Source organism: Rhodoferax sp. GW822-FHT02D07 (genome assembly GCF_058802405.1).
This window is the reverse complement of record NZ_JBXAOD010000004.1, coordinates 47,033-69,684: the sequence shown is the minus strand read 5'-3', so window position 1 is coordinate 69,684 and position 22,652 is coordinate 47,033. Positions and strand designations below refer to the sequence as shown.

At 58.1% G+C, this 22,652-nt stretch carries 23 protein-coding genes; all 23 read right to left on the bottom strand.

The window, feature by feature from the left end:
* Window positions 1-30 precede the first annotated feature (30 nt).
* The 23 genes from AC1RNN_RS11085 to AC1RNN_RS10975 all read right to left on the bottom strand — a co-directional run bounded on the left by AC1RNN_RS11085 (window position 31) and on the right by AC1RNN_RS10975 (window position 22,651).
* Complete coding sequence (locus AC1RNN_RS11085) at window positions 31-1,107, bottom strand: glycosyltransferase (protein ID WP_493089360.1); 1,077 nt, start codon at window positions 1,105-1,107, stop codon at window positions 31-33.
* 114 nt (window positions 1,108-1,221) lie between these two features.
* Window positions 1,222-3,276, bottom strand: coding sequence for a B12-binding domain-containing radical SAM protein (locus AC1RNN_RS11080; RefSeq protein ID WP_493089361.1), 2,055 nt, complete (start codon window positions 3,274-3,276; stop codon window positions 1,222-1,224).
* A gap of 198 nt (window positions 3,277-3,474) precedes the next feature.
* Window positions 3,475-4,665, bottom strand: a complete 1,191-nt coding sequence (locus tag AC1RNN_RS11075) for a hypothetical protein (protein WP_493089362.1) — start codon at window positions 4,663-4,665, stop codon at window positions 3,475-3,477.
* Between the two features lie 26 nt (window positions 4,666-4,691).
* Complete coding sequence (locus AC1RNN_RS11070; RefSeq protein ID WP_493089364.1) at window positions 4,692-6,092, bottom strand: lipopolysaccharide biosynthesis protein; 1,401 nt, start codon at window positions 6,090-6,092, stop codon at window positions 4,692-4,694.
* A 21-nt stretch (window positions 6,093-6,113) separates the two neighbouring features.
* Complete coding sequence (locus tag AC1RNN_RS11065; protein ID WP_493089501.1) at window positions 6,114-6,845, bottom strand: nucleotidyltransferase family protein; 732 nt, start codon at window positions 6,843-6,845, stop codon at window positions 6,114-6,116.
* Window positions 6,845-7,261, bottom strand: coding sequence for a hypothetical protein (locus AC1RNN_RS11060; protein ID WP_493089365.1), 417 nt, complete (start codon window positions 7,259-7,261; stop codon window positions 6,845-6,847). Before AC1RNN_RS11060 ends, AC1RNN_RS11065 begins: the two co-directional genes overlap by 1 nt.
* On the bottom strand, window positions 7,258-8,028 hold the full coding sequence (locus tag AC1RNN_RS11055; protein WP_493089367.1) for a sporadic carbohydrate cluster 2OG-Fe(II) oxygenase: 771 nt from the start codon (window positions 8,026-8,028) through the stop codon (window positions 7,258-7,260). Before AC1RNN_RS11055 ends, AC1RNN_RS11060 begins: the two co-directional genes overlap by 4 nt.
* A 68-nt stretch (window positions 8,029-8,096) precedes the next feature.
* Window positions 8,097-8,855 carry an SDR family NAD(P)-dependent oxidoreductase gene (locus tag AC1RNN_RS11050; protein WP_493089369.1) on the bottom strand — a complete coding sequence of 253 codons (759 nt, stop codon included), beginning with the start codon at window positions 8,853-8,855 and terminating at the stop codon, window positions 8,097-8,099.
* On the bottom strand, window positions 8,836-10,290 hold the full coding sequence (locus AC1RNN_RS11045) for a PfkB family carbohydrate kinase (RefSeq protein ID WP_493089371.1): 1,455 nt from the start codon (window positions 10,288-10,290) through the stop codon (window positions 8,836-8,838). Before AC1RNN_RS11045 ends, AC1RNN_RS11050 begins: the two co-directional genes overlap by 20 nt.
* A 64-nt stretch (window positions 10,291-10,354) precedes the next feature.
* Window positions 10,355-11,602 (bottom strand): methyltransferase domain-containing protein, encoded by a 1,248-nt coding sequence (locus tag AC1RNN_RS11040; RefSeq protein ID WP_493089373.1) that lies wholly within the window; start codon window positions 11,600-11,602, stop codon window positions 10,355-10,357.
* Window positions 11,603-11,620: 18 nt separating this feature from the next.
* Window positions 11,621-12,358: an SDR family NAD(P)-dependent oxidoreductase gene (locus AC1RNN_RS11035; protein ID WP_493089375.1), complete on the bottom strand. Its 738-nt coding sequence runs from the start codon at window positions 12,356-12,358 to the stop codon at window positions 11,621-11,623.
* An 8-nt stretch (window positions 12,359-12,366) separates the two neighbouring features.
* Window positions 12,367-12,909 carry a WbuC family cupin fold metalloprotein gene (locus tag AC1RNN_RS11030; RefSeq protein WP_493089377.1) on the bottom strand — a complete coding sequence of 181 codons (543 nt, stop codon included), beginning with the start codon at window positions 12,907-12,909 and terminating at the stop codon, window positions 12,367-12,369.
* Window positions 12,909-14,135 carry a class I SAM-dependent methyltransferase gene (locus tag AC1RNN_RS11025; RefSeq protein ID WP_493089379.1) on the bottom strand — a complete coding sequence of 409 codons (1,227 nt, stop codon included), beginning with the start codon at window positions 14,133-14,135 and terminating at the stop codon, window positions 12,909-12,911. The genes AC1RNN_RS11030 and AC1RNN_RS11025 overlap by 1 nt, the downstream gene beginning before the upstream one ends.
* Before the next feature lie 14 nt (window positions 14,136-14,149).
* On the bottom strand, window positions 14,150-15,220 hold the full coding sequence (locus AC1RNN_RS11020; RefSeq protein WP_493089381.1) for a zinc-binding dehydrogenase: 1,071 nt from the start codon (window positions 15,218-15,220) through the stop codon (window positions 14,150-14,152).
* Window positions 15,221-15,229: 9 nt separating this feature from the next.
* The gene (locus tag AC1RNN_RS11015; protein ID WP_493089383.1) at window positions 15,230-15,901 is read right to left on the bottom strand and encodes a class I SAM-dependent methyltransferase; all 672 of its coding nucleotides are present in this window, start codon (window positions 15,899-15,901) and stop codon (window positions 15,230-15,232) included.
* Window positions 15,902-15,908: 7 nt separating this feature from the next.
* Window positions 15,909-16,910 (bottom strand): phosphotransferase, encoded by a 1,002-nt coding sequence (locus AC1RNN_RS11010; protein WP_493089385.1) that lies wholly within the window; start codon window positions 16,908-16,910, stop codon window positions 15,909-15,911.
* Window positions 16,910-17,509, bottom strand: coding sequence for a haloacid dehalogenase-like hydrolase (locus AC1RNN_RS11005; RefSeq protein ID WP_493089387.1), 600 nt, complete (start codon window positions 17,507-17,509; stop codon window positions 16,910-16,912). Before AC1RNN_RS11005 ends, AC1RNN_RS11010 begins: the two co-directional genes overlap by 1 nt.
* A 4-nt stretch (window positions 17,510-17,513) precedes the next feature.
* Window positions 17,514-18,434: a transketolase family protein gene (locus AC1RNN_RS11000; protein ID WP_493089389.1), complete on the bottom strand. Its 921-nt coding sequence runs from the start codon at window positions 18,432-18,434 to the stop codon at window positions 17,514-17,516.
* Window positions 18,431-19,237, bottom strand: a complete 807-nt coding sequence (locus tag AC1RNN_RS10995; RefSeq protein ID WP_493089391.1) for a transketolase — start codon at window positions 19,235-19,237, stop codon at window positions 18,431-18,433. The genes AC1RNN_RS11000 and AC1RNN_RS10995 overlap by 4 nt, the downstream gene beginning before the upstream one ends.
* A 10-nt stretch (window positions 19,238-19,247) precedes the next feature.
* Window positions 19,248-20,192, bottom strand: coding sequence for an NAD-dependent epimerase/dehydratase family protein (locus tag AC1RNN_RS10990; RefSeq protein ID WP_493089393.1), 945 nt, complete (start codon window positions 20,190-20,192; stop codon window positions 19,248-19,250).
* A gap of 8 nt (window positions 20,193-20,200) precedes the next feature.
* The gene (locus tag AC1RNN_RS10985) at window positions 20,201-21,193 is read right to left on the bottom strand and encodes an NAD-dependent epimerase/dehydratase family protein (protein ID WP_493089394.1); all 993 of its coding nucleotides are present in this window, start codon (window positions 21,191-21,193) and stop codon (window positions 20,201-20,203) included.
* A gap of 73 nt (window positions 21,194-21,266) precedes the next feature.
* A complete protein-coding gene (locus tag AC1RNN_RS10980; protein ID WP_493089395.1) occupies window positions 21,267-21,833 on the bottom strand; it encodes an SIS domain-containing protein in 567 nt (188 codons plus the stop codon).
* 104 nt (window positions 21,834-21,937) lie between these two features.
* Window positions 21,938-22,651 carry a class I SAM-dependent methyltransferase gene (locus AC1RNN_RS10975; protein ID WP_493089397.1) on the bottom strand — a complete coding sequence of 238 codons (714 nt, stop codon included), beginning with the start codon at window positions 22,649-22,651 and terminating at the stop codon, window positions 21,938-21,940.
* Between the last annotated feature and the right edge of the window lies 1 nt (window position 22,652).

The window sequence follows — 22,652 nt, the reverse complement described above, 5'->3', positions numbered from 1 at the left end:
TCTGCCTGCTTTTGGTCAGAATCAGGCCAACTATTGCCTGGCCAGCGCAATGGTTTGCGCATAGGCCTCCAGCATGGCATCCAGTGATCGCTCCCAAGAATAGTGCTTGACGACATGCCTGCGTCCGGCTTCACCAAAGCGCGCCCGAAGCTCCGAGTCCTGAATCAGCCGTAAAAGCGCGGCACCTGCGGCTTGCACATTGTCGCGCGGGACCACATAGCCGTTGACCCCGTCTTGAGTGACCTCCGCCAGGCCTTCTGCGGCCGACACAAGGACTGGCAGGCCGCAGGCCGCAGCCTCAAGCACGGCCACACCGAAACTCTCAAACCGACTCAGTGCCACAAAGATATCGAACTGATTCAAGGCTGCTGGCACCTGTTCATGCGCGATAGCACCACCAAAACGCACTTGTTTGGCGAGATGCAGTGTTTCAACCAAGGCCTCCAACTCCGGTCTCTGCGGACCCTCACCAAATATTTCCAGCTGCAGATCCGTGGACTCATTCACTTGATCTCTGGCCCAGGCAAACGCACGAATCAGCACATCAATACCGTAAACGGGCGAAAGCGACTTGACCGTCCCGATCACCACCCGGTTCGACACCGGCGAGCGGCTCTGCGGCTGAAACGCCCGGACATCCACGCCAAAGGGGGTAATGAAAACGTGCGGGTGAGGATAAATCTCCTGGGCCTTGCGCGCCATGCAGTGGCTGGTCGAGGCGACAGCAGTCGATGACTTCAGGTTTCCTCGCACCAAGGTCTTGTGAAAAACTGATTTATCAGGGAAGGAATACACATCGCTACCCCAGACCGATAGCAGCGTGGGTTTGACGGCAGCCAAACGCGCCAAGAGGCCATACCCGGTGGCGTAATGCGCATTGACAATATCCGCATCCACCCGCTTCGCGATGGCTCTCACTTCGCGCGCAGCCAGCAGATAAGCCCAAGGTGCCTGTACTCGCAGAAGATGCAACTTGACGCGCGCATCAATCGGATGTGTCAACGCATGGGCTGAGACGAGATGGACCTGGTGACCACGCGATGCCAAGCCATTGGCCCAACGGGCTGTATGGATGGAGTTGGCTCCTGCCAGCAGCAAAACCTTCATTCTCGAACCCAAAGAGACGATTCAACCATGGCCAAGCGCGCAATCGGCGAAACGGCGAGGTGGCAGGCCAGGCATGCGCTCACCTCAACGCAGCCAACAGCGGACTGGGGAGTCTTAGCGAGCAGTGCTCTCCAGCAACTCGCCGTCCTTGCAGAAGCGCCGATACATGAGCTTGAGGTTGGAGCGCTGTATCAGGCGCCCCAAGCCTATCGGCGTATTCATGTATATCTTCATCTGGTTTTGAATATGATTTTTCTGTTCTTCATCATGGAAGAAAGCGAGCTTGATGGGCGGCTCTGCAGCGACCAATTGATTGGGGTTTACACGATAGTTAGCATCGCGTATCGCCTCGAAATCATAGTGAAACTCGGAATATGTGACAGACTGCGTATCGTTGAAAATATCTTTCTTTCGCAAAGACATAAAAATCAACAGTTCTGACAAGTACTGCTCAACGCCGGGGCTGTACAGCTCTCGCTCCCGCAGCGTCGCACTGATCGCATGGAACAGCAGCTCACTGACCATTTCGAATTCAGACAACAGAAGTGATTTATGCACCAGAAGCTCGTTGATACCTAGCTCGCCACCTATGTATTTTCCGATGATCTCCGGCGTTAGAACGTGGCTCTGAGCCTCCTCCAGGCTGTCATAGAGGTCGCAGCTAGTCTGATGGACGAACTCATCCACAATCTCCTTGATCCGCGGGGTATACAGTTCGTCGTGCCTCTTGATATAAAGCAGGCAATCAAATACGGAGACGCCCAACTCCCTCACAACGGCAAAAGCCTCTTCGAAAATTGCGTTGTTATAAAAGGTCTCGACAATCAGATTCATCACTCGGCAGTCGAGATAATCGTCGAAGGACATATCCTTGCTCCCGACTATGATCTCTTCCATCTCGGAAACCGGATGCTGGCCGCCAAACAGATCGTAAATACCGACACACCCGGGGATGGTCCTGAATTTCGTCTTCAATTGATAGCGTTCTCGATCCGCCCTCGACGCCATCTCCGTTCCCGACAAGAGCATTGCCTGAAACATACGCATGCTATTGACTCGGTTCTCCACGCCAAAGCGCAGGGATTCGAAATGCTTTTGCTTCGTGTCACCAGGGAGCCCCAAGATAATTTCCGAGTGGGTTTTGCTGTCGGGCAACACATTGCCGTAATCGATCAGTTTTTGATACGCCGCGCTGGAAATATTGCTGCGTCTGATGGATTTGAGTACTTCAGGATCGGTGGATTGAATGGAGGCGCCCAGTGTCCATGCTCCCTTCAGAATGCTGGCCACCTCAATCGTCCGGTGCGGCTTGTTTTTACCCGCCGATGCGGAGAGCACCTTGGGCCAGCCGAACTGCTCTTTAACCTCCATGATGGATCGCGCCGTTGCAGAGTCCGCGTCGTACATGGCAAAGTTCAGGTCCGTAATGATCAGCTCATCGATGTTTTTCAGTCTTTCCGCGATGTAAAGAAGCTCCTCACGGATTCGCTCCTGCCCAAAGCGAACCACTCTGTTCTTGATAGCCAGCCCATCGGCACAAAAGGTACAAGCAAACGGACATCCTCTCGTCGTCTCCAGCATGGGCACCAGCGGCAGACTGAAGAAAGGATCCATCAAGCCGGTCAAGTACGGCGATGGGATGACAGTGATGTCAAGAATTCTCTCCATCTCCCCGCAAACACTCCGGCCTTCTGACAGGTAATAGGTATTATTGACAGGCGTGCCACTCTTCTTGAAACGCGCGGCATCGAAACCATAGGTCTCAAGCTTGCGTATCAAGTCCGCAAACCCCATCTCTCCTTCCAGCTCTACATAGAAGTCAATGGCGGGCCGCGCAGTCATCAAGGCTAGCTTTTCCTCCTCATCCGTCGGGAAATTAGGTCCGCCAAAAACCACGATCAACCCTGGATAGCGTTCTTTTGCCAAACTGGCGATCTTGTATGAAAGCTCCCGGTTCCAGCTGTAGCTGGAAAAACAGAGCATCAAAGGCTCATCCTTTTTGAGCGCATCATCGAGGTGTTCTGGAAACTTGAACAGACTGAATTCGAAGTCTGAGCCAAAGCAAAATTTGGCATAGCTCATCACATAACTAATGCCAAGAGGAAATGTCGCTGCGCTGATCCCCTGTGCCGTATGGGTGATGTCGGCAAAATATATTTTGTTTTTCAACTCTGCTCTCCCATTGGATAATCGATTTGCCAAAATTCATCGCTTGGATGATCCCTACTGCCGCCCCCTAGGACACCAAGTATCCCAGCAAGACTGCAGCCCCACTTCCTCCATCGCGCCGGCCTCAAGCAGGCAGCTCTTCATGCTCTCAAGGTCGAAAAAGCAACTTGCAGTGTAGTGCCAAAAGCTCAAACCCGGTCATCGTAGCCATGTGCTCAGATCGGAGGCTGTCTTCGATTCTGCCCCCTGTGAAGTTTGCCAGGCCGACAGATCGGCATTCGCCCACATCCTCGCAAACTCATCGATCAAGATCTCCTTGGTTTCCTTGCTATTGACTATGCGCTGCGAAGCGTTGGCAAAGCAGAAGCGCTGAATGCCAGGCTCAACCGTCACCACCATATCTGTGCGCTTGAAGTATGCCGGCCCGTACGAGGTATTCACCATGAGGTACGGCTTGGTATTGAACCAGGCCATGGACATCATCGGCCCGGAACCGACTCCCATATGCATCGCCGATGTATGGACCAGCGCCAACTCCTGCTCCACGCCCGTGTGGTGATCTTTGGCAATGATCACGTTTTTGCACAATCGCAACCGCTCATCAATTTCCGAGAAGGCACAGATGACCACAAACACCACCGGGTATCTTGTCTCGCAGTGCGTAAAAAAATCCACCCATGCTTCGATACTTGCATTGCGATGCACTTGGTAGGCCATATTGTTCCGGATATTGACAGTCACCGGGATACGTGGAGATACGTTCTTTTGATAAAACCCATTGGCCCAATCCACGAGCACAGGGCGGCATGTCAAAGGCAGAAGCTCGCCAGAATTCTTGAAGTGCTGGTAGAGCACATCATTGAAGATTTCGTAGTAAAGATAATCTTTTGCAGCAAATTTCGCACCTTCGGGCCATACGTGGTAGAGGTCAGCACAGTCTGCGACGTACCGCTGCAAATGCAGAGCTGAATCAAACACCAACAATGACCCAAGGTGTTGGTTGACCTGCGCTATCGGCAACACCGAAGCCAAGTGGTACATGACATTGTCAGGGGTTATCGAGTTGTAAGCTGCGTCCGCCGCCGCAGGCTCGAACGGAGGGAATATCACAGCGAAATCGACTTTGTCTACGCCATATTTTTCCCGCAGAGGGAGCGAAGCGGCTTGCACCATGAGTATGTCACCCAGGCTGAAAGGTTGTCCTGATGTATCGTAAACCAACAGCAATCTCTTCTTGCCAGGCGGCACGGGCAGCAACAAATTTCTAAGTGCCGAGGATTGCCACGCCAGGTACCTGACATACCTTCTGGCATTTGCATACACGGGAACAAAAACCGGACGCAGTAGCTTTTTAAGTGCTTCAAGAATTTTTAAGCGAAACATCATCATCTTGGTATTTGATATGGCTTTTGCCTTCAGTCAGCCCTTGTTTCATGCAGCTCAGTCTGGAAATGTTGCGCTCCGGGCTGCTCCTGGGGAGCAGCATGCCATTCGACACGGCAGCGTTGCCAGATCAGCGCCACAAAGGGTGTCACTATGCAGCTAACCACCAGGAAAGCAGCGGCCACACCCTGAGCCGCGTAGAGGCGCCCTAGCACCAGAGTCAGTACGCCGGTGGCCAGGCCACTAAGCACGGAGATGAGTAGCAAGGGCTCCTTCTTGTGCGCCCGCAAGTATGTCGCCATGGGAAGGGAGATCGCCTGCACAATGACACCGAGCAGCAGAGCGGCCGTCACCAGCGGTGGCAGCAGGCGCCCGGCATAGGGATGGTCGACGAGATGGAGCAGGCCCAGCGCGCCGAGCAAGGCCATCGCACCGGCCACGACCACGGCCACCACCGCAGCCTCGAGCCGCCAGAACGCGCGGTCAAGCTCGGCGTATCTACCTTGGGCGATTAGCATGCCGAACATCGGCGCCTTGGGCGCGACCCAACTCGCTGCCAGCGTCGACAAGGCCGACACCAAGGCCCAGGTCATTCCCATCTGACCCGCGACCACCGCGCCGTGATAATGAAAGATCACCGGTGTGAACAGGGCGAAGGTGAAATAGCCGCCAATCCAGCTCAGGGCAATGCGCCACTGCATGGGCAGGATGTCACTCTTCCAGCGCAGATGCGCCCCCTGCGGCACTGCCTCGAAGACCGAGCGGATGAAGCGGTGGTAGCGCAGCCAGCTCAGCATGGCCATGAGAGACAGCCCGGCCAAGCCCGACAAAGGCGCAGCCCACAGCCCGCCGCCCAGGCCGATGACCGACCAGGCGACCACACCCGTTACGACGTATTGCGCGAATCTGAATTTGTAGACGTTCGCGACCTGGTTGCAGCCTTCAAGCAAGGCCGCGATCGGCATGAAGCACAAAGTCAGTCCAGCCGAGAGGCACAGCAGCAGCCAGGGCCCAACCCAGTTCGCCGCCGGCGCCGCTCTGCCACCAAAGAAAAACAGGCCGAAGACGGCCAGCCCCAATGTGACCGCGAGCCCCGCGATCCAATACCAGCGCAGGGAAAAACGGGCCAAGCTGATCAGCCGCGACTGCGCGGGACCATCACCGGCAACTCCGCCCTGCGCATCAATATGCAACTTGGACCACTCGTGGCTTGCGAAACTCACAAGCACGGACGACAAGCCCAGCTCCGCGAAAACCTGTACCACGAGGACTGCATTGAATGTGTAGTAATAGCCCTGTAGCTCGGAGGTGAAGTGCAGGGCGATTAGCAGGGTGGTGAGCAGGCCGCTCGCGAGCAGCCAGATTTTGCCCGCGATCGAATAGCGCACAGCCTGGTCAATCGCCAGAAAGCGCTGCAGCTTATTTAGCAACACCGCAACATCCGTCCTGCAAGCTCATTCCGGAACATTGGAGCGACTCCGCGCGAGCGCCAAAGGGTATTCGGTCTGGGCCGCCGCTAGGCTCTGCACCGTCCCGATATCGCGATGGTAGATGTCGTTGTGAAAGGTGTTGATCTTTCCCATGTAATGCGGCAGCACATCCAGGCTGAAATCCACCACCTCCCGATTCAGGCCGGCAATGAAGTCGATCACCTGGGGCGAAAGGATGTAGACGGCGCCATTGGCCAGATTTCCGGGTGGGTTCGGAACTTTTTCATGGAAAGCCTGCACCGCCCCCGCAGCGTCAAGTTCGACAATGCCGCAGGTCTGGGGCGCATCGGTCTCGAAGGTCATCATCGTAATCTCGATGCCGGGCGCGCGCAGCTCGTAGCGCGCCATGAAGGCGCGCAAGTCGAAGCAGGACAGGTTATCGGCGTGGATCAGCACCAGGGGCTGGTGGCCGAAGTACGCACGGTTCTTGAGCACTGTCCCGGCCGTGCCCAGCAACGACGCTTCCTGCACGGTGGTGATCTCGATCGGATAGCGCGTAGTGGCCAGGAAACACTGGACCGCCGCAGGCAGGTAATGCAGATTGATGAGTACCTGATGGACCCCGCCAGCGCTCAGCAACTCGAGCCAGTGATCCAGCAGGGGGCGGCCGTTGATTTCGACCAGGCACTTGGGAATGCTGTCCGTGATGGGACGCAGACGCGTACCCAGACCGGCAGCAAGCAGGAGGGCGCGCATCAAGCCAGCACGCTCAGAATCTCGTCCACACTCACGCGCCGGCTGCGCTTGAAGGCGTGGAAATATGCCGAGAGGGTGATGAAGTTCGCCGAGACCTCATCAAAACTCTGAAAAGAAATGTCTTCGCGTGCGAAATGGACACTCAGGCCCAAGGCGAGTATTTCTTGCAGAAGCTTCAGATTGAATTTCTCTCCGTAGCAAAACTGATCGATGGAGAAGAAAACCACGCCATCAATTCCAGGGGTTCGCTTCAGCTTGGGAAGGATGAAGGGCTGCTGCCCCACAACCCTGTACTCCTCCGCCCCATAAAACACGATCTGTCCGCCCTCTTTGGCGGCCTTCTTTCTGGATAGCTCGTGCTGCTCAGGCTGAGGCGCGGGCAGCAACCCATCGATGCAGGAATAGAACTGTCTCATCTCTGCAGCTCTCGCGCTTCCAGCAGACTTCCTAGCCGGGCCACATCTGAAATCCGAAGTGGACTGAAAAATTGAAGTTGGTTCTTCAATCCGGACGGCGAAAAGAGATTCTTGTAGCGAATATTCAGGCTCACCCGAGTTTCCTGCTCCGCATTGATATCGGACCCATGCAAGCACCCTGTATAGAAGATGAGTGCCTGACCAAACGCTACAGGAGGTGTCACGGACAGTGATTTCGCAAACTTCTCGAAACCGTCCCAATCGTTGGGATTGGCTTCCAGGTGCTCAAACGCTTTTTCAGTATTGCTGACGTCCAATATGTACATCGCTTTGGTGCCATAGCAATTCACCATGGGAACCCAGACCACCAACTCATAGGGTGAATTGGCAGGCGCATCGCGATGCAACTCGGACGGATTGGGGTCTCCTGGTGGCTGCAAAACCAGATTGGTGTTCTTCTGCGCCAGGATGTCGGGGCCAAGCAAATGGCGCAGGTTCTTTTCAAAGGCCTTGAAAACCACTTCCCGCACATTGCACTCTGCAGTGATGCGCTGGATCAGCTCCATGCGAAGCTTGTTAAGCTCGCCCAGCGGCATGCCCTGGGTGGTCTGATGGAAGTTATTCAGACCCGCCTCCGGCTCGGAGGCGGGGAGCTTGAATATCTCGCGCATCAGGTCGAATATCTGCTGGCGCAGCTTGATCAGATGACTGGCTTCGTCCGCGTCCACGACGGAAAAGCCCTGCTCTAGGGAAATCACGTTACTCATGATGATGTCAGCTGTTGAGAGGTTAAGCCCGGAGTCAAGAAAGCGCCAAGATCGAACGACGCGCCGCCTCAGTGGCCGCCACCGTCCGCCGCCACGATGGCACCCGGCATAAAGGCCGCGTGCTCGGAACACAAAAATGCCGCGACCATGGCCACTTCTTCGGCCTCACCCATGCGCCGGATCGGCAGATGGTTGTCGTAATACTGCTCCAGCAGCGCCGGATTTTCCTTCTCCATGCGCTTGAAATAACGCCCTTCGAGGCCGATCAAGCCGGGCGCCACCGCATTCATGATGACGTTTTCGCGCGACAGTTGGCGGCTCATACCCTTCACATAGGCATCCAGCGCGCACTTCGCCGACACATAGGGTGTGTAGCCATCATACGTCTGCGTCGACAAGGTAGAAAGATGCACGATACGCCCCCATTTGCGGGCCACCATGCCGGGGACAAAAACCCGGTTGAGTTCGTGTGCGATACCGAGGTTGAAGTGCCAGACCCGGGCCCAGTCATCAGCGCCTGCCCAGGCGTCGGTCACGCCCAGCGAGCCGCCGAGGTTGTGCACCATGATCTCGGGTTGCGCAAAATCGCCACCCAGACGCTCCTGCAGGCGCCGCGCGCTGGCAGGCTGCTGCAAATCAAGGTCCACACAGAGATGCCGGCCGGCTGGTCCACCAAGCTCCGCGACCAATTGCTCCAGCGGCTCGCGCGAGCGGCTGACCAGGATCAGGCGCGCGCCCTCGCGTGCTAGCGCCTTGGCGATGGCGCGCCCGATGTTCTTGCTCGCCCCGGTCACCAGGGCGATGCGGTCATTGATGCCCAGATCCATCGAGTTCTTTCAGTAGCTCCTTGGAAAGCAGAGGCGTGTTCCCCACCCGCCCCACCTGCACGGCCGCCGCGATAGATCCGAGCGCGGACGCCTCCCAGATCGAAGCCCCGCTAGCCAGGGCCAGTGCGCTGGCAATCAGCAACGAATCGCCGGCGCCAGCCACATCCTTGGGCGAGGAATTCAGGGCGCCGACGCGATCCGTCAGCCAGTTCCCAGCACCACCGCTGCTGCCGGTATGGATCAGCAGGCCTTCTTCACCGAGTTTGAGCAAGATGTTCTTCGCCTTGGCCTGCGCACGCAACTGCTCGGTCAAGACCACCAGTCCGTCCTCGCGGTTGCGTGTAGCGATACGCGCTTCGCGCTCGGTCGGACAAATCAGATCCATCGCCTGGAAGCGGCTGACGTCCCCCATCTGCGAGGAGGATTGGCTGTCGGCTGCGAGCATGACACCACGCGCCTTGGCCAGGGCGATAACTTTCTCGACCATGGACTGCGGCAGGCAGCCGTAGTTGAAATCCGAGAACACCAGCACCTTGGCCGTCTGGAGCGAGGTATCGATCAGCGCCAGCATCTGCTCTTGCAGACCCAGGCTGATCGCGCCCTGATGCAGATGGCTGACCCGCAGCAGCGTCTTGCCCTGGCTGCGGTAGCGCTGCTTGAGCGTGGTCGGACGGCTGTCGTCGGCGAGCAGATGCGCATTGACCCCGGCCTGGGTCAGATGCCTGGCCGCGAACTCACGGCTGGCGTCGACGCCGGCAACCGAGACAAAATCCACGCTCGCACCGAGCCCGGCCGCGTGCGCTGCCACGATGGCCGCACCACCAAGGAAACTGGTTGAGTCGATCGGGGTCACGACGATGGTCGGATCCTCCTGCGACATGCCCAGGGGCTGGCAGGTAATGTATTCGTCAACGATGAGATCGCCGACCACGCAAATCTTCAATTCCTGGAAGCTGCCAACGATCTCGGACAGGCGACCTGGGGAGATATGGTGGCGGGCCAGGTACTCGTGCGGCAACTCGATCCCGCGCACTGCCGGCTCGTAGAAGCTTTTGCGGATCAGGTCGACCGACGAGAACACCGTCTCCCCTGAGCTGAAGAGCAGCTTGCCGCCAAAGGGGCCGAGCGCCGCCAGCTCGGGGTTGAAGCGCGACTCATGCTCCTTTCCCTTGACCACTATATCGGGGCGCAAGCGGGCAATCACCGCTTCGATGGGCTCGTCAATGAGAATAGCCTCGTCGACCCAGTTGCTGTTCTGCACGCACTCGAGCCGCAGGCTCTCATGCACGTAGGAACCCTCACCCGCGACCCGGTCGGAGTTAACGCCGACGATGAAACGCCCGCCACACTCCTTGGCGTATTTGAACAGGCGCAGATGCCCCGCATGAAGGACATTGAAGTTGCCCGTAACAAGTACCGTCTTGGCTGAGAACATGATTCAGTTGCGCCTTAATAACTAGCTATGCAATGCGAGGCCATGTGGAACACGACAGCCATGCTCAAGCAACAAGCTTGAGTTCTGGCAAAGGAATCACGAAAGTTCCGCCTTCGGCAACATAGCGTTGGTGCCGCTTCATGATGGGTTCCGCATAATTCCATGCAAGGATAAGTACATAGTCGGGACGCCGCGTATAGAGCGCGTCCGATGGCAAAACAGGAAGGTGACACTTTGGCGCAAACAGACCTTGTTTGAGCGGATTGTCATCCACCAAGAAATCAAGCTTCTGCGCCAGATCAAAGTGCCACATCAAAGTCGTGACAGTGGTTGAAGCGCCGTAAGCCGCCACCGTCTTGCCTTGCGCCCGCGCCTCATCCACCACCTTGGTGACAGCCGCCTTGCGTGCCGCAATCGCGGCATCGTATTCGCGATAGATCGCCAATTTGTCGAAGCCGCGGCGGGTCTCCTCTGCTATCAGATCAAGCACCCGTGAGGTCACTGCGTGCCGCCCTTCTGACGCACGCTGCGCAAACCCGCGAATCGAGCCGCCCTTGGAACTGATGCGCTGCACGTCGAAGAGCTGCATGCCCAGGCTCTCGAAGAACTTCGCCAGCGGAATAATCGAGTGGTAGGAGACATGCTCGTGGTAGACCGTGTCGAACAAGAATCGGTCGACGATGTCTGGCAGATAGGACACCTCGAAGACGAACACGCCGTCGTCGGCCAGCATGGTGTGGATGCCCCGCACGATGTCAGCCAGATTGTCGGCATGCGCAAAGACGTTGTTGGCCGTGACGACGGCCGCAGGCCCTTGCTCCTGACGCAGTTGGGCCGCGAGCTTGAAGCCGAAGAAATCTGGCAGCGTGGGCACGCCCTTGGCCGTGGCCTCCTCGGCAATACGCCGCGCCGGGTCGACGCCCTGGACCTTGAGGCCTTTGGCTTTGAAGAAACTCAACAAGGAGCCGTCATTGCTGCCGATCTCGAGCACCAGCGCGCCGGGTTTGACGTCGAACTGATCCACCACCTCGTCGGCATAACGCCGGTAATGCTCGACCAGGCCCAGCGAGCTCGACGTCACGTAGATATAGTCGCGAAACAGGATCTCCGGGTTCACCACGTCGATGTTCTGCACATGGCCACAGGCGGTGCACAGATAGAGGTCCAGCGGGTAGACGTCCTGTTTTTCATTCAGGCGTTCTTCTGGCAGATAGGCATCAGCAATCGGCGAGGCGGCGATCGGTAGCGCAAGTTCGAGATGCTTGCTGCCGCACAGGCGGCAGCTATCGCGGCGCGTCAGAGAGGAGTTCATTCGGTCCAGTCGGTTCGTTTAAATGGATTTCAGCTTGCGGGCCAGCGTCTCTGGCCAGACCAGCGATAGTCCACCGTCCACATATATGTTCTGGCCGTTTACGAAGGCTGCGCCGGGGCTGCACAGGAAGCAGAGCACGTTCGCGCTGTCCTCGGACGTCGGCATCCGGCCCAGAGGAACGATCTCCTCATACAGCCCCAGCAGTTCCTTGTTGTTGAGGTAGAAGCTCTTCGACTCTTCCTTGAGGAAGGTGAACGGCGTCACCGTGTTGGCCCGGATACCCTTGCGTCCCAGATTGACCGCATAGTAGCGCGCCATATGGCCCATGCCTGCCTTGCCGATGTGGTAGCTCAGATCCTGCCCTTCACCGACACGGTCCCCGAAGACCGAGCTCACGAAGGCAATCGCACAGTCGCCTTCGACCGCGAACTTGTCCTGCAGGTACTCGACAACGCGCTTGGAGGCCGTCAAGCTGACATCGATCTCGCCGGCCCAGGCGTCTTCCTTGCCGCGGTAACGCTGACAAAAGACCAGGTAGCTCGGCCCGCCGTTTTTCTGCACTGCGGCGTCGAGCGCTGCGCGCGTCGCCTGCGCATCGGCGATGTCAGCCTGGAAGTAACTCACGCCGTCAGTGCGTTCGGCCGCCGGCGGTTCGCTGCGGCTCACGACTGAAACGGCGTCACCACGTGCCGCCAGTTGCCGGGCCAGCACCCGTCCAAGGCCTTTGCTGCCGCCAAAAATAATGGAATGCGTCATGGTATTTCTTACTCCTGATGAAGACGTCCGCGCGCCGCAATGGCCTGGCGGAGGTGGTCGATATAGGCCCGCGCGTCGTCGCCCTGACTTTCGGACGGCGCAAACGGGGCGAGGATAGTTTCGTTTGCCACGAAGGGGCCGTTGGTCACCTCGTGGACAAGCAAAAACTCGTTGTGGATGAGCAGCGTGTGGAACATGCTGTCGGAAAGACGGTAGTAGAAGTTGCGCCCCGTCGTGATGTCGCCCAGTTCGACCACATCGACAATTGCCCCGTCATCGTCGAACACCACCACATCTACCAGCCCCTCGACGATATGGAAGGACTCGACCTTGCGGGTGTGCTTGTGCGGATGAATATAGCTGTCCGCTGAAATAGCGATCAGCATTTCATGCAGGGCATCCTCATTCGAACGATGCGCGCAGATACGCGCGCGCTTGCGGCGGCTCAAACGCGCCTGCGCCTTCAGAAAAGCAATCTGTTCAACGCCGAGCCGCACGATGGCTTCGTCCGCCACGAAGACCTCATCGCTGACTTTTCTAAGGGCTGTCATCAGCGCACTCCCGACTGGTATGCAATCGGGCTCAGGGCAAAAATGGAGAGGAAACGCCCCCCCTGGTCCAGATAGCCCTTCTTGGCGGCCACGACCTTCTTCTCGCTCTCCGGACTGAGCGACAGAAGACAGAGATCGATATTCTCATCCATCAACATGGAAGAAGGCCGCACCGGAACACCCGAGCCCGGCATCAACAGGCCGGACTTGTTCGGGTTGTCATCGATGACACAGCTGACCAGGTCTTTCAGTTCGAAAAGATTCAGGAACTTGGCCGCCAGATGCCCGGCGCCGAAAACCGCAACCTTCTTGCCCTCGGTCTTGAGTCGCAGCAGATCACTGCGTATGCGCTCGCGGATCTCGTCGAAGTGCCGGCCGTAAGCCAGGCCCAGCTCCAGTTCCTGCTCCGTGGGCATGGCCGCCGGCGCTGCGGCGGGAATGGGGCGGACCAGCGCCACGAGTGAATCTTCCAGCGGATACACATAGCTCTTGAGCACCCACGGGTCAAGGCGGGCATTGTGGATCAGCCGGCTCACGGTCTGCGCTGTGAAATAGCTGATGTGCTCTTCCCAGACGAAGCTGTAGTCGAAAGCCGCCAGGAACTTGCTGCTCTCCGGCATTTCGAACACCATGCATCCGGTTGGTTTCACCAAGCGTGCCAACGCTTTCAGAAAATCCTTGGGAGCATGCGCGTGCTCCAAGACATGGCGCACCAGCAGCAGATCGGCCTGCCCGTGCTGGCGAACCAGCTGCTCCGCCCGCTCCGGCGTCATAGCGCTCTGGATTGTTTCCAGTCCCGCCAGGGGCTCGGCCACATCCAGATCCTTGTCGATGCTGTAGCGGTAGGTGTTCGTGTACCCCTTGCGATTGAAGCGCGCGAGCGTCGTGTCGTCCTTGTAACTCAGACCGACGATACGGGCTCCGGCCTGCAGGTCGGTGGTCGCAATCAGATCCTCGACCATCTGGTCCAGATGGCCTTCGGGCTCGTTGTAGCTAATCCACTCGTAACGCGAGCGGATGATTTCCGCGGGCATCGGGTCGATCAACTGGACCAGGGCGCACGCGGCGCACTGGCCCAGGACCAGCCCATGGCTCTCCTTCTGCGGCTCGCCCGCGCGAAAGAAACGATTGCTCGGAGGCTGTGCCCCGAAATCCAGCATCGGCCTGACGGCGTCGGCGTCGCAACTGATGCAGCGCGCCGGAGCCTTGTTGTTGACTGCAGCCATGGTTCTCACCGCCCTCAGGAGGACGCCGCCGCGTCCAGGTTGATCAGGCAGCGCCCCGCCGTCGATCCATCTCGCATGCCGGCGATAGCCTCATTGACCTGGTCTAGCGTGTAGTGGTTGGTGATCAGCTCCCGCAGCTTGATGCGCCCCGAGCCATACAGCTTCTGGTAGCGGGGTATGTCGGCTTGCGGCACCGCCTCGCCGCCATGCGAACCGCTGAGCCCCTTGCCGAAATGCAGGGGGAGCGAATAGATGTTGATCGAGCTGCCCTGACGCGGCACCCCGACCAAGGTGACGCGCCCCTGAGGCTTGGTCAGCTGATAGCCCATCTCGATGATCGCCGGCCGGCCCGTGTTATCAATGAAGGCGTCCACCCCCTCGCGCCCGACGATGTCCAGAATGGCCTGCCGTGTGTCGACCTTGCTGCTGTTGATGAGGTGTGTCGCGCCCATCTGCTTGGCCAGCTCCAGCCGCTCATCATGCAGGTCCACCGCCACGATGGGATAGGCCGAAACCAAGGCCGCCGCCTGCACGATATTCAGACCGATACCACCCGCGCCGAAGACTACGACCGACTCGCCGATGCGCACCTTGGCGTTGTTCTCCACCACGCCAAATCCCGTGGTCACCGCGCAGCCGAACAAGGCAGCCACCTCGAGATCACTGTCCGCCGGGATCGGTGTCATGCGGTTCTCAGAGACGATGGCGTACTCATTGAAGGTGGTCACCCAGCCGGCATTGACTTGGCGATCACCCCAGTGGTAGACCGGCGTGGGCGACTCAATGCCCAAGCTCTTGCGCCAGTGCAGCACGACCTTGTCGCCGACCTTTACATGGCGCACACCGGCGCCGATCTCAAGCACGGTCCCCGAGGCCTCATGCCCCAGCAGATGCGGCAGGTATTTGTCCTCGCCCTTGGCCCCGTCGATTTCACCCAACTGCGAGCCGCAGATCCCGCTGTAGTGGACCTTTACCAGCACCTGCCCGACGGCCAGCGACTCGGGCATGGTCAGCTCGATGATCTGCAGGGGCGCCTTGAGTTCGGTCAGGACTGCAGCCCGCATGGTTTTCGGCATCTTTGACATAGCTGTTTCTTATTCGAAGTAGATAAAGGAATGGTCGCCGGTGTAACCGGTCTGCTTGAACCACCAGGCCCATTCCTCGGGCGTGTTGAAAGCTTCGCAGGTTACTTGCCAGTACAGAAGGTTGGCCTTCTCTTCTTCGGTGCGATAGGACTCTACGCAGATGTACTTGTTCTTTTTTCCGACGCGCTCAATCTCCCTGAGCGCCTTGTCCAGGTCATAGCAATGGAGGTTGTGCAGCGTATTGATCGAAAAGACAAAGTCAAACTCGCTGTCGCTATACGGCAGGGAGGTCGCACTGCCCACCTGCAGACGGTCCTTGACCTCCTCCTTGGCATTCTCGATGGCATAGCTGGAAACATCGATTCCATGCACCTCCACACCGGGGCACAGCTGGGTCAGCTCATAGAGCTGGAATCCCTTGCCGCACCCGACATCAAGAATCTTGTCTCCGGGCTTGATGCCGTAGTGCTTGATCATCGCCTGGCCCACCGGCGCCCAACGCCCCGGCATATAGCGATACCCGCCGTAGTTGATGCGGCGGTCCCCATCCCAGTAATCATGGCCCCATTGTTTCGCCAGTTTCGCGGCCTTGGCCTTGGGGAAGTCCGGATCGTTGACGCGCGCCAGATAGTCGCGCTGCGTGCTCTTGTGGATTGCCGAGAGTAAGTCGATATAAGCCATTTTTTCCCTAAATCAAAGCCGCAAGATGCGTGTCGAAATACGATTGTGCCTTGCCCAGTTGCTCTCGCAGCAAGCGATCCGACGCAAGGCCCGCATGCTCGCGCCTTTTCCGGTCTTCTGCTCGAAATTCGTTCAACAGAATGCAGCACCATTTAAGCCGGTGCACCGGCAAAAGCAACTCGACACGACGCGCCACGCCCTCAGCGTCAGGCAAGGCCCGCACCAACTCCTCCATGAATTGCTGCCCTTGGCCCTCTGTCACGGGTACTTCTGGCTGGCACATGAAATCGCAGATCAGCTTGGCCGGGTCATCCCAGCCCGCGTACTCGAAATCAACAAAGGACAGATCCGCTCCATGCGCCAGCACATTGTGAAAGCCGAAATCGGAGGGCGAAAGAATCCGGTCTTCGGGCGGCAAAAGTGCCCACTCTGGGTGGGGCGCCAATTCTATTTGGACTTTCTCCCACAAGGCCCGTACACGAGACTCGACAAATTCGCGCGCCTCGCGCGCCACGCCGGATTCGGCCTCCACCGCAAGCAAGCGGCTGATCCGCGACTCAGCCAGTGTCAGATGGGCACTCCAGCCTAGACAAGCGTCTGCGGCCAGTGGGAGCGCCTTGGCCTGCTCTGTTCCGCGAAAGCCGTTGAGCCGGGCGATGAAGCGCGCCGCCTGACTAATGTGCTGAGAATGGATCACCTCGGGCCGCAGGCCCGGCAAGTAGGAATACAAAGCGAGATTCGAAGCACGGTCCAGGCCCAAAGGCTGCGGTACACCGAGCACCCCCGCCTCCTTCAGAAACTCGAGGAAACCATACTCCGTGCCCAGCCTGTCACGCTGATTGACGCCAGGCGGCTGGTAGTAGTGCTTGAGAATCCGGCGGCCATCCTCTGCGTTCACCAAAAACACTTGGCTATTGCGCCCCGCCCGAATGGGCTGCAGCTCGAAAGCAGCAGTGACGCCATGGCTGCGGCAAAACTGCTCCAGCGGTTCCACCGCATGGCTTGCCATTACAGCGCCAGCAGTGCGGGCAGAACCTCCCAGGCGGACAACCGCTTCCAGGAAGAATCCAGGCGATGGGCCTGGCCCGGATCAAACAATATCTTTTCCACACTGCCGGGAAGCATCTCCAGAATCTCCGGCAAGTCATCCACATAGTGCGTGCAACCCAAGGCCTGGATGCGCGCCACCTTGGCCTCCTTGGTCAACTCAAAGAATATCTGCTCATCCGACCAGCCCAGCCCCTGCGCATCAAAAAAGCCTTGGTTACGCAGCCAGCTTCGGGCCGCTGCATGGAGATCCCAGGGCTCGCCCAGATACGGAGTGCGCGTCTTGTGACTGACTATGCACATGGGAATCTGCTTGCCCTTCAGTGCGAGCAAGGTGGCCGGCATTCCGGGATAAGGCTCGGCTTCCAAAATGCGACCGCCATAGACCTCGCCTTGCATGCGGGTCCATTCATCTTCTATGCCCTGCTGTCGCAGGTAGTCGCGGACAGCATTCTTCTGCGGCGGCGTCGTCTCGGGAATCAAGCGCTTATCCAAAGCAACGCGATGAAACAGCCGGTCATAGCTGATCAGCGTGTTGTCGAAATCAAAACCTAGGCGCATAAACTCACTTCAGGCGTTCGAGCACCCGCTCACTGATCTTGTCAGGCACCAAGCCATACAAGGCTCGGGCCTGATCTTGGTCTCCGCATGCAGACAGGAAGCGATCCGGAGCACCAATGCAGACAAGCTTGTCCAGCGCAACGCGCTTGGCATTGCCCCACTCCAACACGGCGCTACCTGCACCACCGGTGAGACCGTGTTCTTCCAGAACCACCACCAGCTTCTTGTCGGCAAAGAGCGCGCTCAATAGCTGATCATCCAGCGGCTTGACCGTATGCAGGCTGATGACCTCGGTCGATAAACCTGCTTGCTGCAACTGATCGGCACTTTTCAAGGCCGTATCCAGCATGGCGCCTACGCTGAGAATCGCCACATCGGAGCCCTCGCGCACCACGATGCCGCGCCCGATTTCGAAGACAGGGTCGGATTGGTGAACCAAAGGCTCTCCCTTCTTTCCAAGCCGGATATAGGTGGGGCGCCCTAGGCGCAGAGCGGCCTTGACCGCCAGACGGACCTCTACCGTGTCGGCCGGGCAAACCACATGCATATTGGGCAGCGTGCGGAGAATGGCGACGTCCTCCATGGAATGGTGCGTAGCACCCAGCCCCGCATAGGAGAGCCCGGACCCTGTTCCCACCACAATAACGGGCAGGTTGGGATAGCAGATGTCCAGCCGGATCTGCTCAAGACAGCGCACCGTATTGAACGGCGTGATGGTGTAGGTAATAGGGCGTAGTCCTGACGCAGCAAGCCCCGAGGCAACCCCGGTCATATTGGCCTCCGCGACTCCGCAGTTGTAAAAACGGGTCGGGTGTTTTTCCTTGAACTTGTCAAAGAGACGGTTTCCAATGTCCCCGGCCATCATGACCAGTTCCGGGTACTCATCACCCAGCTCAGTCACGGCCTTCGCGAATGCATTTCTCATGACACACCGAGCTCCAATTTAGCCTTGCTCACTTCTTCTACCGTAGGAATCCGATAGTGCCAATTGTTGTCATCCTCCATGAAGGAGACACCCTTGCCCTTGACCGTGTGCGCAACCACCATGGTGGGTTTCGCATTGGCGCTCGAAACGCCTTGCACGGCCGCAAGAATCTGTTGATGGTCGTGCCCATCTATCTCGTGCACCAACCAACCAAAACTTCTGAATTTGTCCACCAAGGGATCCAGGGCCAGCACTTCCTTGCTGCGGCCGGTCGCCTGCCATTTGTTGAAGTCGACAAAGGCACAGAGACTGCCCAGCCGATTGGCGGCGGCAAACAGCGCAGCCTCCCAGACGGAGCCTTCATTGCATTCGCCATCGCTCATCAACACAAAGCTGCGGTAGTCCTGGTTTTTGATACGGCTGGCCAGCGCCATGCCACAGCCGATGGGCAAACCATGCCCCAGAGACCCTGTGGCCGCTTCGACACCCGGCAGCTTGGGCGTGGGGTGTTCTTCCAGCAGGGAGCCCACCTTGCCATAGGTCTTCAAATCGGCTTCGCTGATAAAGCCCTTGTAAGCCAGTGCCGCATACAGCGCAGTAGCAGCATGTCCCTTGCTCAGGATGAAGCGATCACGCCCCTCCCATTTGGGTTGCTTGGGGTCCAGGCGCAGCACAGAGTGGTACAGCACCGCAACCATGTCGATGCACGACAGCGCAGATCCCAGGTGCGCCGCTTCTGCGGCGTGGGACATCTCTATCGCCTTGGCACGGAATTGCGCGGCCAATTGAACGGAAGTGGTCATGGCGTGGCCGTCAGGCTTGAAGGTTCAAATGCTTCATCCAGCGCACGGTGTAGCACTGGTCGGCTTCGACCAGTTCGCCGGACTTGAATTTGGCAATCACATCGTCGATGGCATCGGAGACCGTCGTGCTCTGCACAAACCCCGTGGCCAGCAACTTGTCAGAGTTTTGGCGATAAGAACGCGGATCGTTGGAGGCGGAGACCACGATCTCGGCGGGAATCTTCTCGGCCACCTTCTTCGCGATATCGAGGATAGAAATATTCTCGAAACCGGCGTTGTAGCAGCCTGATGGCAATTCCGGCCTGGTCAGGAAATGGCGATACACATTCACCATGTCATTGATATGAATGTTGGGTCGCGTCTGGTCACCGCCAAACACCGTCATCCGGCCGTTCTTCAGGGCCTGCATGGTGAGCATGTTGACGCTGACATCCAGGCGCATGCGCGGCGAGTAGCCGCATACCGTCGCCGGGCGGATGCAATGGATCTGCATGGCATCCGAGTAGCTCAGCAGCACACGCTCGGCAACCATCTTGGTCTTGTTGTAGGCGCTGATGGGCACCAGCTCCAGGTCTTCGGTGACCTGCGGATCATCCTTCACCCCATACACGCTGCCTGAGCTTGCAAAGATGAACTGCTTGACGCCCGCACGCACGGCACGGTCGGCCAGTTGCTGCGTAGCCAGCACATTGACTTCCCATGACAGCGTGGGGTTCATCTCGACGCCGGGGTCATTGGCGATATTCGCCAAATGGATCACGGCGTCGACATTCTTCAGCGGAATGCTGTCCACATCGCGCGTGTCCTGCTGCAGCACCGTCAGTTGAGGGTGCGGCTTGAGGTGATTGCCAAACCACTGCGTGTCGACCACCGTGATCTGATGCCCCTCTTGCAAGAGTTGCGCGGTGAGCACGGTGCCGACAAAGCCGCAACCGCCAGTAATCAGGATATTCATGGAATCTCTTAGGGTTTGTGAATGTAATCAGCCGGCAGGGTTTTCAGGACTTCGAGGTTCTTGTCCACCCAGGCCAGTGTCTCCTTGAGGCCGTCGTTCAGGCCCACACGATGGGACCAGCCCAGTTCCTTGCGGATTTTGCTGCTCTCAAGCAAATAGGCCTGGTCCTTGCCTAGACGGTCCTCGGAAACTTCGGCCAGATCTGCAAACGGCACCTTCGTCAGATCGGCGATCTGCTCGACCAACTCCCGGATCGACACCGTGTCGGGAGTGGAAATATGGTAGCTGTCACCCGCCACGCCATCCAGCGCGATCCGGTAGGTGGCATCGGCCACGTCGCTCATGTGGATAAAGGAGCGGATGGAGTGCCCGCCGCCGTGCAGCTGCATCTTCTTGCCAAGGCGCGCATAGAGCATGGCGCGCGGCATCACCCGGTACAGCTGTTGGCCTGGGCCATACACATTCGCGGCACGCGTAAAACACACCGGGAATTGGTAGGCCTTGAAAAAACTCATCAGGTGCAAATCGCAGGCTGCGCGCGACACCGCATAGGGCGTGCTGGGTGCGAAATGGAAGCTTTCTTTGATCCAGCCCTCTGTGCTGCCATAGGCCTCGGGTGTGCTGACATGGACATAGCGCTTGAGGAAGGGCAGCTTGCGCAGCCGGTCGTGCAACTGGACCTGCCCGACGACATTGGTCTGGTACCAGTGCTCGGGCGTCAGCCAGCTCTGGGCCACCATGCCCTGCGCCGCGAAATTCACCACGTACTCCGGCTGCAGCTCTTCGACCCAGCGCAGCAGCTCATCGAGCTGATGGTTGAGGTCGATCTGGCGAAACGCGAAATGCTCGCGCTTCGCGCCCCACTTGTAGGGCAGGAAGACGTCGTGCGGCTCAGCCGAGCGGCTGGCCCCCAGCACCTCGCAGCCTTGCTCCAGCAGATAGTCGACGAAGCACGCGCCGGAAAACGAGTTGCTGCCAATGACGAGAAATCGTTTGCTCATAAGAATTTGGGTCACTCTCCGTTCAGGCCTACTGGCCCCATCCCGGAAAGCAGAAGAAAAACATCGCCGTCAATCAATCGTCCGGGTGCGCGCAGAGCCACTGCATACACATATGGCCCACGATCAACTGCAGGTCCTCAGCGATCTGCATATCGTCGATGGCAAAGTGAATCGGAACCTGTGCAACTTCCTTGCACTTGCCGCCCGAATAGCCCAGCACCGCAAACGTCTTCATACCCAGGGAATTGCCCATCTCGATGGCCTTCACGACATTGGGCGAATTTCCGCTGCCAGAGAAAACGATCAAAACGTCGCCGGCGTTTGCCTTGACCCGAAGCTGCTCGGCATACACCTGGTCATACCCGATGTCATTGGCCAGGCAGGTCAGCACGGCCGGATTGGCGCTCAGGGCCTCGACCCGCATACCGATGCCCTTTTTGCGTCCGACGCCATACAGAAAATCGTTGGCCAGATGCACCGCGTTGCCCGCGCTACCACCGTTGCCGCAGAAGTAGATGCCCTTGCCCTTCTGCCAGGCTTCACGCATGGCGGCGCCAAGTACGGGCACCTGGCGCATGCCCGCCAGGCTCAACGCCTGGATCAGATTTTTTGTATAAGCCTCGATATGCTGCTGCATCATGAATAGATCACCAATAAAGTCTGCCCGGCCTCAGTAGGAGGCTACTCTTAGAACCCTTTTCGCGCAGAGAACTGCGCGCTGCAAGGGCTGCGCCTGCCAACCCTTCATTCTACCGAGGCCGTGCGCTGGTAGAAGTAAAAGTCTGCCAAGGACGTATGGTCGGAATTCGCATCGTCAAAAGGATAGGCATTGGCCCGCATGGACTGCAGACTCCAGGCTGGGGCCTGGGTCGTCACCCAATCGGTGAATTTTCTGTGCTTGACGTGATAGCCGCCATATTTGGCATTCAAGCCTTCATCATTGGATGAGTAAACGATCACATACTTATTCGCAGACTCAAACAGCCTGTGCATATAGGCGTCAAACACCGCATCCTCGACAAGGTGGTAGATCACATCCAGCGACATGGAGAGGTCGGCTTTTTCACCCGCATAGGCTGCGACATTCTTGAATCGCTTGGACGCATCGCCCGAGAAAACTGCGCCGCATCGCGCAATGGCAGCGTCGGAGACATCCAGGCCCAGATAGTCCGGATAGCGGGCCAGCTTCAACTGATTGCCGTCGCCACAGCCAAACTCCATGACACTGGCCACCCCGTGTTCATGGACAAAACCATTGATGACGTCGGCCTTGAAAACAGCCAGTTGATCGTAAGAACCTGATCCCGATGTCCCCCCTGCCGCATATCGGCTCTCCCAATAGGCTCCAGACCCGGGGAAATGGGGGCGTGGACGCAGCGCCGCCCAAACGGTTTTCGCAACAGTCCCCAGAACCGGGATGCGTGCGATAAAAGCTTTATATCGATTAATTGTGCTCATG